General features: G+C 39.1%; 8 protein-coding genes. 3 read left to right on the top strand and 5 right to left on the bottom strand.

All coding sequences use genetic code 11. The features are described 5' to 3' along the window. Positions 1 to 450: 450 nt before the first annotated feature. Positions 451 to 1,776: a hypothetical protein gene (locus ACIQXR_RS05350; protein ID WP_403079660.1), complete on the top strand. Its 1,326-nt coding sequence runs from the start codon at positions 451 to 453 to the stop codon at positions 1,774 to 1,776. 65 nt (positions 1,777 to 1,841) lie between these two features. On the opposite strand, the gene ACIQXR_RS05345 is transcribed toward ACIQXR_RS05350, so the two are convergent. Further along, the gene (locus tag ACIQXR_RS05345) at positions 1,842 to 2,489 is read right to left on the bottom strand and encodes a C40 family peptidase (protein WP_403079753.1); all 648 of its coding nucleotides are present in this window, start codon (positions 2,487 to 2,489) and stop codon (positions 1,842 to 1,844) included. A 252-nt stretch (positions 2,490 to 2,741) separates the two neighbouring features. On the opposite strand from ACIQXR_RS05345, the gene secA2 reads away from it, so the two are divergent. Continuing rightward, positions 2,742 to 5,117 carry an accessory Sec system translocase SecA2 gene (secA2, locus tag ACIQXR_RS05340; protein ID WP_403079656.1) on the top strand — a complete coding sequence of 792 codons (2,376 nt, stop codon included), beginning with the start codon at positions 2,742 to 2,744 and terminating at the stop codon, positions 5,115 to 5,117. Beyond that, on the top strand, positions 5,117 to 6,001 hold the full coding sequence (locus ACIQXR_RS05335; protein WP_403079654.1) for an accessory Sec system S-layer assembly protein: 885 nt from the start codon (positions 5,117 to 5,119) through the stop codon (positions 5,999 to 6,001). Before secA2 ends, ACIQXR_RS05335 begins: the two co-directional genes overlap by 1 nt. Before the next feature lie 172 nt (positions 6,002 to 6,173). On the opposite strand, the gene ACIQXR_RS05330 is transcribed toward ACIQXR_RS05335, so the two are convergent. The 4 genes from ACIQXR_RS05330 to ACIQXR_RS05315 form a co-directional block, all read right to left on the bottom strand. Next, on the bottom strand, positions 6,174 to 6,581 hold the full coding sequence (locus tag ACIQXR_RS05330; RefSeq protein WP_403079652.1) for a hypothetical protein: 408 nt from the start codon (positions 6,579 to 6,581) through the stop codon (positions 6,174 to 6,176). A 430-nt stretch (positions 6,582 to 7,011) separates the two neighbouring features. Then, complete coding sequence (locus ACIQXR_RS05325; protein WP_403079650.1) at positions 7,012 to 7,938, bottom strand: LCP family glycopolymer transferase; 927 nt, start codon at positions 7,936 to 7,938, stop codon at positions 7,012 to 7,014. Positions 7,939 to 8,136: 198 nt separating this feature from the next. After that, complete coding sequence (locus ACIQXR_RS05320) at positions 8,137 to 9,870, bottom strand: M14 family zinc carboxypeptidase (protein WP_403079648.1); 1,734 nt, start codon at positions 9,868 to 9,870, stop codon at positions 8,137 to 8,139. 104 nt (positions 9,871 to 9,974) lie between these two features. Next, positions 9,975 to 11,027, bottom strand: a complete 1,053-nt coding sequence (locus ACIQXR_RS05315; RefSeq protein WP_403079646.1) for a C40 family peptidase — start codon at positions 11,025 to 11,027, stop codon at positions 9,975 to 9,977. Between the last annotated feature and the right edge of the window lie 146 nt (positions 11,028 to 11,173).

Raw genomic sequence — 11,173 nt, 5'->3', positions numbered from 1 at the left:
TGACTATTTATTCTAATTCCTTCTTATTAAGGACAACTAAAAATGGGATTTTAAGTGGTTTTTAGGATAAAAGTTTCATGAAATAGTAATATTTTTCATAGGTACTAGATCCTAAAGTCTGATTTATTTTATATGTTGGCTAAAAAGTGAGTAGTGAATGGACATTCATTCATTTTATGGATACGCCCAGTTTGTCAAAATAGGTGCTTATTTTACAAAGTACAAAGAAATATTACTGTGAAAAAGTAAAAAAAATAAAAAAATATTTCGATAGTAAGCGTATCAAATCGTATTAAGGAAAGGAAACTGCACTTCAAAAATGATTAAGGGAGGTAGGGAGGAATGAGTCAATTAATAGGATATAACATCTATTTAAGGATATTTATAGGAAACTCGAGTGCGGATTATATTATAATATGAGAAGAAGAAATGATTGAAGGGGGTTAAAAGATGCATAGTCGATCAACGCGCAGGCACAGGTTAACTTTACTTATGGTCATCATGCTCGCGGTGAGTACATTATTCCCGATTGAAACCTTAGCAAAGAAAATTCCGACGCCAATAGCAAAGGAAAACTGGAAGGTTTCCCTTAATGGGGGGGCATTATTTGAGCCAATCGTTCAAAAGGACGGGTCGCTGTTAGTTGGGAGTTATCAAAAGATAGATGGTAAATACAAAGCAGAAATCCTATCACTATCGAGAACGGGAAAGAAAAGTGGGAAATGGAAACTGACTGCCGAGAAGATTGAACTGGGTGGTACTTTGACCGCCCCGACTATCTTAGCCTTGAATTACTCAAAGGGAAAAATCACGGGTTATAACCCAAAAGGGCAAAAGCTGTGGACTCATAACATCGGTCAAGAATTGCAGGATCATGAGGTAGATGAAAAGGGAAATATCTATGCGAAATCAACTAAAGGGACATTATATAAGATTTCTACAAAAGGAAAGCAACAATTCAAGCTGGAGGCCGGAGAAGGAGAGTTTCATATTTTCAGTGGAACCGTCTATCATCTTCACTCAAGTGGGATAAACACAACGGTAACGATGTACACGAGTAAAGGAAAAGTGAAGTATAAGATATATCCTTTGGCTGAAGAAGATAATGAGGTCAATTTAGTGAACGTTTCACTAATCGGTTCAGGAAACCATGCCTTTATGAAAGCCACTTATTGGGATGGGGCGACAGAAGATATCTATCATATCCTTTCCGCTTTTGATGAGAACGGAAAACGAATCCGTACAGTCAAAATGGGTGGTGAGCTGGTCAATAAGGTTTTTGAATATAAGAATGATAGCATCTTCTTGGATACGCGCTATTATTACAAAATGAATGCTAAGGGAAAACTTATTAAGAAAACAAAAATGCCTAGTATGGACGATACTACAATCCAACATGCCATGATGACGGACAATGGGGAAGTATATGTCGAAAGAGGGAAGAAGCTGTTTAAGTTCAATGCCAATGGTTCAATCGCTTGGTATAAATCGATTTCGGGGTCCCTTATGAATGGTTTGGTCATGAACGGCAAAATTTATGTGAACAATTATAATGCTGAAGGGAAAAGAGATCGGACAGATGGATATGTCACGGTTCTTGATAGCAAAGGAAATGTCATCTCAAAAATTTCGGTAGCTCGTCATATATTCGGAGAGTATGGAGAGACCTTCATTACCGGGGACTTGAAAAGGAAAACCATTTATGTCACGAATCATCGTTTTGATTATAAGAAAGACGACTTTAGCAAAATGGTCATCACTTCGGTCAAGCAATAGTATTGTTCAATAGATGGAAAAACGAAAGCTGGCACTCATGGACGGAGAGCCAGCTTTCGTTTTTTTTATAGGGTTTTTGACCCGAGATATTTCGGCTTCCAATAGGAGTTATCCATACTTGCTATGCTGACTCCTTTTGAAGTGGCCGAATGAATGAATTGATTATCACCTATGTATATCCCAACGTGTGATACACGTTTACCGCTTTTGAAGAATACAAGATCGCCAGGTTCAGGTTCGGATGTTTTCAAGCCGACCTGGGAATATAATTGCGCTGCCGTACGAGGCAGCGTTATATCCTGTGATTCTTGAAAGACATAATAGATGAAACCGGAACAGTCGAACCCTTTCGGAGAGGTCCCACCCCATTTATAACGGACACCCTTGTATTTCTTTGCTGTTTCTAGTAACGCTTCATTATCTATGTTATATACACCAAGAGCATTGAAGGTAGAGCGGTTGGTTACACCACTTTTCTTTATCTTATGGTCTTTTTGAAAGTCCTTTACTGCTTTGGTCGTTGATTCATTGTAATGATTGGAATATGAACCAGAAGGTTTAAAGTATCCTTTGAACTTCAGAAGCTTTTGAAGTTGGCGGACGTCGGAATGTTTCATTTCAGGTTCAAGAGTTTGGTCCCCTATGTTAGCGGAAGCTTGATGCTGTAATGGCGATATCAATATGGCGGCAGCGACGACAAGGCTACTTAACATTTTCTTCAATGGATTTTTCCTCCTGAAACTAATATAAATTGGTAGTTATATAGTATTATAGTCATGTTACAATAAACGACATTTTATATTACATTTCTGTTACAAAGGTCGAAAGAAGGAAGAAATCAGCTAAAAAAACCTTTTATTCTAGTTATTACTTATTGTAGGTAATTAATGCTAAGTCTCCAATATATAACTATATATGATATAATTACACTAGTTTTTAATTGAAAAAATAGGAGAGAGAACCCCATGCTAACTAGTATGAAAAAGTTCTTTAATGAGAGTTCTAAAGACTTAAAGCGGATTTATAAGCTTGTAGATAATGTGAATGAATTAGAGAATAAATATGAAAAATACTCAGATCAAGAATTAAAGGGAATGAAGGACCATTTCAAGGATTTACTAGCTTCTGGAAAGTCCTTGATGGATATCCAGGCTGAAGCCTTTGCTGTAGTCCGGGAAGCTTCTAAACGAGTGTTAGGTCTTAGACACTATGACGTTCAGCTTATAGGTGGTTTTGTTCTGAATGAAGGGGCCATCGCCCAAATGAATACGGGTGAGGGGAAAACCCTTGTAGCTACCTTGCCAAGCTATTTGCATGCATTGGAAGGAAAGGGCGTCCATATCATCACGGCCAATGAATATCTAGCAAGCCGGGATAAAGATCTGATGGGCGAGGTCCATGAGTTTTTGGGCATGACAGTCGGTTTGAATATTTCTCAGATGCTTCCAAGTGATAAGCGGGAAGCCTATGCAGCCGATATTACGTATGGAACGGGAACGGAATTCGGTTTCGATTACTTGCGTGATAATATGGTTTTCCGAAAAGAGGAAAAGGTGCAAAGAGGTCATCATTTTGCGATTGTCGACGAGGTTGACAGCATCTTGATTGATGAAGCTAGGACCCCTTTAATTATTGCCGGACAATCAAGCGAAGGCGCTGAGTTGTTCCATATCACAGCGCAAATCATGAAGACATTTAAAGAAAAGGTAGATTACGAAATTTCTAACGAATCGAAGGCAACCTTTTTAACAGATGAGGGTGCAACAAAGATTGAAAAGGCATTTGGAATCGATAACCTATACGATATAGAACATCAAGACCTTCTGCACAATGTAACGCAAGCGCTTAAAGCGCATGCCGTTTTGAAATTAGATGTAGATTATATCGTCAAGGATGGAGAGATCTCCTTAATAGATAAGTTCACAGGCAGGGTGATGGAAGGCCGTAGCTTTAGTGAAGGACTGCATCAAGCAATCGAGGCGAAAGAGGGCTTGGAGATCTCTGCAGAGAATGAAACGCAAGCAACGATTACGATTCAAAACTACTTCCGTTTATATCATTCCCTTTCAGGGATGACTGGGAGTGCCATGCCTTCGAAAGGGGAGTTCTGGGAGACATATCAACTGCCTGTTATCGAAATTCCAACCAATAAACCGATACAGCGTGTGGATGAACCGGATTTAATCTTTAAAGATGAGCTAAGTAAGCATAAAAAGATCGTTGCAGAAGTGAAACGGATTCATGCGCAAGGTAGACCGATCCTAATAGGTACTACATCGATAGAACAGTCAGAAAAGCTTTCTATCCATTTGGATCGGGAAAAGGTTCATCATCAAATTCTTAACGCGAAGACGGAAGCGGATGAGGCAAAAATCATCACCAAAGCCGGGCAAAAAGGACAAGTAATGATTGCAACTAACATGGCAGGAAGAGGAACGGATATCTTGCTGGATGAAGATGTGAAGGAATTGGGCGGGCTCCAAATCATTGGGACGGAGCGTCATGAAAGCAATCGAATCGATATGCAGTTACGGGGCCGTTCAGGACGTCAAGGGGACCCGGGTTCTACCCAATTTATCATTTCCTTGGAAGATGATCTGTTCTCCTACTATGATGAAGAAGAAACTGAAAAGTACATGAAGAAGGTCAAGACGGATGATACTGGATTGGTATTAAGTCCGTCTCCGGAGAAGTTTGTGAAAATGGTCCAGGAAACGATTGAGCAAACTCACCAATCAAGCCGTACCCATTTATTGAAATTAGAGCATCCTTTGAATGAGCAAAGCCAGATTATTTATTCGATGAGAGATCGGATTCTAGATATGGAACCTGATCAGATGTTTACAATCTTAAAGGAATATATCCAAAATTATATCCACCAAATTGTCATGATGCATTATTCCACAGAGATAGAAGAACCGGATGTACAAGCTGTTATTGATGAACTTTCTCTTGTGATCTTATCATTAGATTGGCAGGAAAGTGATTTGCAGAATTTAAATGGTTCTGAAATTGAAGAGAAAGCACTTACTGCACTTGCCGAGATGGAACCTATATTGTTAACGTTACAGGAAGATGCTGAGTGGGGGGGGCAATTACGTGCCTACATGCTACAACAGATCGACACGAACTGGATGAGTCATTTAGATGAAATGAATAGAGTGAAGGAAGGAATCGGTTTAAGTGGCTATGGCCAACAAGATCCTTATATGCTGTTTGGCAAAGAAGCGCTGAGCCAGTTCAATAACCTATTAAATAAAATCCAATCAGAGATTAGTATTCACTTTATGGAATATGTAAAAAGTTCTCAGGATGAGGACGAAATGGAGGAGAATCATTAATGGGTTTATTCGGGAAAAAAGATAAATTAAAAATAATGGAGAAAACAATTAATACAGCCTCAGCTGAAGAGGCTATCTCAACTGAGGAAGATGCGGTATATACTTCATTGGTATTTCATGAGGAATGGGAATCTTCCAAACAAGAAGAATATGTTTTCAAATTTCACCATCAACAATTACCTTCTTTAAAACCAAACCAGATTTCAATTTCCGGTGTGAAGCTAACGAGGGTTGAAGATGATGTAGTCATTTTGGCATTTTTGAGAAATACGCTCGATAAGGCTGTCCGGTTCGAGGTTATTGATTTGCTATTGCTCGATGAGAATGGAAAAACATTGGCCAGGAAGGCGTTCGATTTATCAACGATGGGAGAAATCCCGGCGCTTTCAAGTGTGCCATGGCGCTTCCTGTTCGAAGAGCCTGATATCTTGGATAGGGCTATACCTGATGAGGGTTGGAAAATCGCTTTTGAGCTGAAGAACCAGAAGAGAGAGCATGAGCTAGACTTGGCCCCCCTTTGGAAAGAACAGCTTCCAGAGGCTCAACAAGAGAACTTGAGAAAGCTAGTTGCAGGACTTCCGAAGCTTAACGAGGGCGAAGTGAACTTCATGGGTCTGGAAGCTAAGTTCAAGGATAACGAACAGTTGGCTGTAACGGTTTTGATCCGAAACGGTAGTGAAAAACAAATTAAGATTGAGAAGCTTCCTCTGGTTGTAGAGGATGGCAATGGAGATCAAGTGTGCCAAGGTGGGTTCTCTCTCGATGATTTCGAAGTGAAGGCCAATACGAGTAAGCCATGGACTTTCATTTTCCCAGGAGAGCTTGTGAAAAAGAAAAACCCTGACCTATCCCGTTGGAAAGTATATCCGCCAAGTTCTGTGTGACGTATACGGAATATAGGGCTTGATTGAATGTTTTTGAATGACTCCGCTATGATAAGTGGGGTCATTTCTTTTACTTCATAAGAAAAACCCGAAATAGGATACTCTCATGGAGAGTGTCTTGTTTCGGGTTTGCTTACTTTATAAGAGTTTTATAGAGATATTTTTAAAGGAATTAAGAAAAATCAGGCCAATTTTTTTGACTTTGATCTCCATCAATTTGAACGAGGGTACGATAAGTAAAGGGTAGAAGTTCACTTTCTTCTTTCCCAGTATACGGAAGGGCTAATTCAAAAGGAATTAACTCGAACTCTTCTTCAGTTTCGGAGATAAGATAAGCACCTATAATTTGGCCGTTATTTTCCATATTCAACGTCAAGAATGCTGGATAGTAAGTCTCATCACTTGCCTTCAATACGGATTTAGCAGTAACCAGATTATTTTCTTCTTCCTCGACATCAGGATTACTCGTTTTCTCTAAAGTTTTTACAGCCCAACCTTGCTTTTTGTAACCGCCAATAATTTTAGGAGGATTCTCCTGCAATTTCTGTAAAAGATTATTCGTTTCTTCTTGATTAGTCATTTATTACTTGTTCCCTCCAGTGAAAGTTCAATGTTATACCAATACTATAAATATACTTCTAATAATTCAATCATTTCTTATTATACCTATCTTTTCCTAATTGGTAAAATACCAATTAGGAAGAACTTCTAATATTCTTCTAGTTTTTTACTACCAAATTCTTTTATATGGAAAAAACATCAATAATTTGATAGAATTTTTCGGTGTTTTTTCATAGGAGTCAGAAAATTTTAGAGATTTATATGGAATAAAAATCACGTACCTTCATTAAAAAAGAGGAAGAAGTTTTCCAGATAGTGAGCGGATTGGGTGACGCCAATTACAGTGGAAAAGATGTTAATCAAACGATTGATTAATAGAATGAAAGGGATTTAGCATCCATGGTGAAATGAGAAAAAGGGCGAACTGGTAAAGTTCCGCCCTTTCTTCATTAGATTCCAAGATGTGCTTTTATACGGTTTTGAGCTTCTAGTTTTGTTTCGTCGGAAACGATATTGTACCAAAGACCATCGATTCGTTGGTCGTCACCCGCTAATGTGAATTGATCTATTTTATTGAGAGAAGATTTGTAGTTCTTCTGAATGCTTAACATTTCATTAAAGGTCAAATTGGTCTCTACGTTTTTGCCGATTGCGTCAAGGATATCATCGTAATTGGTCAGTGTGGACAAACTTGCGCCTTTTTTGATGACGGCTTGGATAACTTGTCGCTGTCTCATTTGGCGTCCATAATCACCTCGTGGGTCTTCCTTGCGAATCCGGGAATAAATTAACGCTTCTTTTCCATTCAAATCAATGTTTCCCTTTGCAAAGCTGTACTTTTTGTAGACGAGGGCCATATCATTATTGACTGTGATGCCGCCAACTGAATTGACGATGTCCTGAAACCCTTGCATATTCATCTTGACATAATAATCAATCGGTATATCCAAATAGGATTCAACGGTGTTAATGGCCATGGTAATGCCACCATACGCATAGGCATGGTTCATTTTCTCTGTCGTGCCTCTTCCGATGATTTCCGTACGTGTATCACGAGGGAGGCTCAACATTTGAATCGATTCTTTCTTGGGATTTACTGTCATGACGATCATGGTATCCGAACGTCCGCTATCATTTTTCCTTTCATCTACCCCAAGTATGAGTAATGAAAAGGGATCCTGCTTTTTAAACGTTATATCTTCCACGCGTTTATCCGTTTTATGTTCTGTTCCCTTCATGGTGTTAACCGCTCCTAACAAGGATTGGTATACGGATGCTGCATAAGCACCGCCACCGATGAAAAGGATAAGAAGGATGAACCCGAATATTTTTAGTGATTTTCGTTTCTTTTTCTTCTTATTGCGATCGGATCTCATGTTTGTTCCTCCTTGTTCTGTTTCCGCTACTCGATGGAAAGGTGAAAAAAGGCCTAATTAGTATATCTAATATACCTTTTTTTAGTAAAAAAAAGAATAGTATCTTTTTGTATTCACAGATAATTTTTACCTATATTCATTTGGAAAAGCGAAGGTATCAAGGTAGAACAAGATTCCCTTCGCCATTTTCCCATGAATTTATTTAGGCAGCTTATCTTTTTCGGTTTCTTCCACAGATTGTTCTTGTTCCACTCGTAATAGTTCATCTTCAATCGCTTGTACCATGCTAGCCAATTTGGTCTCCGTTTTTTCGAAAGAATGAGTGGAAGGCAATGTCTCGTATGTTATGAGATTCTTTTTGACTATATCGTAGTGCCCTTCGTTTAACTGGTTTTCCGTTTCTACTAATAACTCATATCGGGCAAGATCATAACCGATATTCTTATTGTTACTTTTAGCAGGCGTGACAAATTTGGCCGTGGCCAGTTTTCGAACAGTCTTTCCGAACATTTTATTGATCTGACTTTCGGTAGTATCGGTCTGTTTGACCGATTTGTCATGAGCAGTAAACGTTGTGCTATTCAGAGTACCTGCTGTTAGGTATCCTGTTAGTTTCTTATTTGTTTGAATAAGGTCGTCTCCAGCATAAATGGTATTCATGTAGGCCAGAGAGTTATCACGATAGGATTTAGTCGTTTTTAAGGCTGCATTTGGCTTTGTACGGTATTTTGCGGGAAGCTTGGCGATGGCCTTTTCTTGCTTTTTAATTTCTTTATTCGTTTTATCGTACAGGGACTTATGGGCGCTGGTCACTTTCAATTTGCTTTCGCTTTTAATGTTGGTAGAGTAATAGTTTTTCAGTTTTGCGGCTGTCTTATTGTATGTTTTGATTTGCTTGGTCACTTTATCACTGGCTGTAGCCTTGCGGGAATCGAAAAGCTTGTACCCTTCTTGCGCGGTATATAGGCCGATACTTGCATTTTGACTCCAGATTTTGGCGTAATTCCTAAGAGGGACATGGGTTTCCCCAACAGCAGGAGACACCTCGATGGTGAAGGCTGGTTTCTTTTCTACAGTAGAGAACCAGTCACTGAAGCCACCGCCGAATGATTTTGATTTAACCAGGCTATAGCCGGTGATTTTACTCAGTTTGCTTGCATAATGGGCGTCTTGTGTATAGCGACTTCCCGTTTGCTGATACTTCCAGAAGATGATTTGTCCACTCGAATGGTAGGAAATCGCGATTTCTGGATCAATTTTATCTACAAAGGAAAGGATGGCTTTCGTTTCGGATGCAGCAGCCACCTTTGGTCCATTATAATTTTTATAAGAGGGACTCTTAGGACCGCCAAGGTTTTTCCAGTTCGGACTATATTGACGGTTTAAATCGACGCCTTTTCCGTTGGCTTTCCAGCGTTTGAAGTTCTTGCTGCCACCATTCATTTTAATGATTTTTGCATGGTCCTTGGCTGGAAAGCTTTTCAGGCCGGATTGCTGTAAGGTCACTCCATCCGGGTTGACCATTGGCACGAACCAAATCGTTGTATTGTTCAGGAGTTTTTTGACATTGTAGCCGTTGACGACGGTGTTGTTTTTATAGGCTGCTGCATATTTATCTATCATATTCATATTAAGGTTGGTTGTAATCCACTCACGGGCATGGTGGGACCCATTGATGAAGACCGTGGATTCTCCTTTTCCGAGAGAGACTGCATAAATGTTCCGGCCATACTCGGATTTCCCGATGATTTCTTGTTTGATGAGCCCAGGATATGTCTTTTCTAGTTTTTTGATATCCTTTTGCATGTTGGCATAAGAGTAGGTTTGGTTAGGGTTAACAATGGATGATGATTGCGCGTAAGTAGATTCGGAAAATACGAAAGTCCCAAACAGTAAGAGGAGAGATAGTAGAAATATATGAAATTTGGTCATGGTGTGCCACCTTTTCTAGTTAATATTAACCATATTACCATAAAAAATATGTAAAAAAGCATAAAAATACCAGACTACCGAAATTGTAGTCTGGTAAAAAGAGATTATAAACTTCTATAGCCTACGATTTTGCTTTTGTAATAAGTGTGGGAAACGTTGTTAATTTCTATTCCGTTACTTGATGAAGCATGGATGAATTGTCCACTCCCTAAATAGATGCCCATATGATTGACGACGGATTTGCTAGATCCGGTTGCAAAGAAAATGAGGTCGCCGGCTTTTGGCGACGCCACTTTTTTGCCCATATCATAATAGGTGGAAGAGGATAGTCTTGATACTTCATAACCTGCTTTTTTAAACGTATAGTAGATGAATCCGCTACAGTCAAATCCTGAAGGGGAAGCTCCTGCCCAAGAATAAGGGGTACCGATTAACTTTTTCGCCTCGGAAATGAGGGTATCCACTTTATTGCCTGAATCTGTTACTTTTTCAGGAGTTTCCACTGTTGAAGCCGGATTTGCCGATTTAACCAAGGATAATTTCTGACCGATTCTAATGATGTCGGAGGTTAAGGAATTGAATGATTTAAGGTCAGCTACTGTTATGTTTGCCTGCTTAGCGATTTTTGATAGAGTGTCGCCCTTTACAACGATATATGTATTCGAAGTGGCTTCGGCTTTAGGTGTTGAAACGTTCGCTGGTTTGGCATTGCTCGGTAAATCGATGGTCGTGGTCGTTTTCGTGCTGGATACGATCAGTTTATCACCGGCATAAATCGTATCGGAGTTAAGGTTGTTCAATTTCTTTAACTCAGCAAGTGTAAGATCATGTTTGTTGGCGATTTTTGTTAGTGTATCTCCAGGCACGATGGTATAGGTGGAGTTTTTTGTCTTTTCTACGGAAACAGAAGCTGTTGATGCTTTTGTTTTGGTTGTGGTTGTTTGGGATTTAGATGTAATTATTTTTTGATTAATCTTTATCATGTCTGATTGTAAGTTATTAAGTAGTTTTAGCTCTTTTACGGTCGTTTTGTGTTTTTGGGCGATTTTGCTTAAGGTATCACCGCTTTTTACTGTATAAGAATTGGCAAGGGCTGGAGAAACAAAAGTCGAAGATAGGACGGCTAATGTCGAAATTGCAACGATACTCTTTTTCACGTAATTCCACCTCTAACATGTCTTTTTCCCTATTCTAACAAACTAAATGGAAAAAATTATATTACATTTGTGTTACATGGATAAAATGGGATAAATTCACTGGTTTATTTTGTTGGAAAATGATAATTCTCCTCCTGTGATTTTCT

Source organism: Peribacillus sp. NPDC097224 (assembly GCF_044761985.1).
Classification (GTDB): domain Bacteria; phylum Bacillota; class Bacilli; order Bacillales; family DSM-1321; genus Peribacillus.
This window is presented reverse-complemented; position numbering and strand designations above follow the sequence as displayed.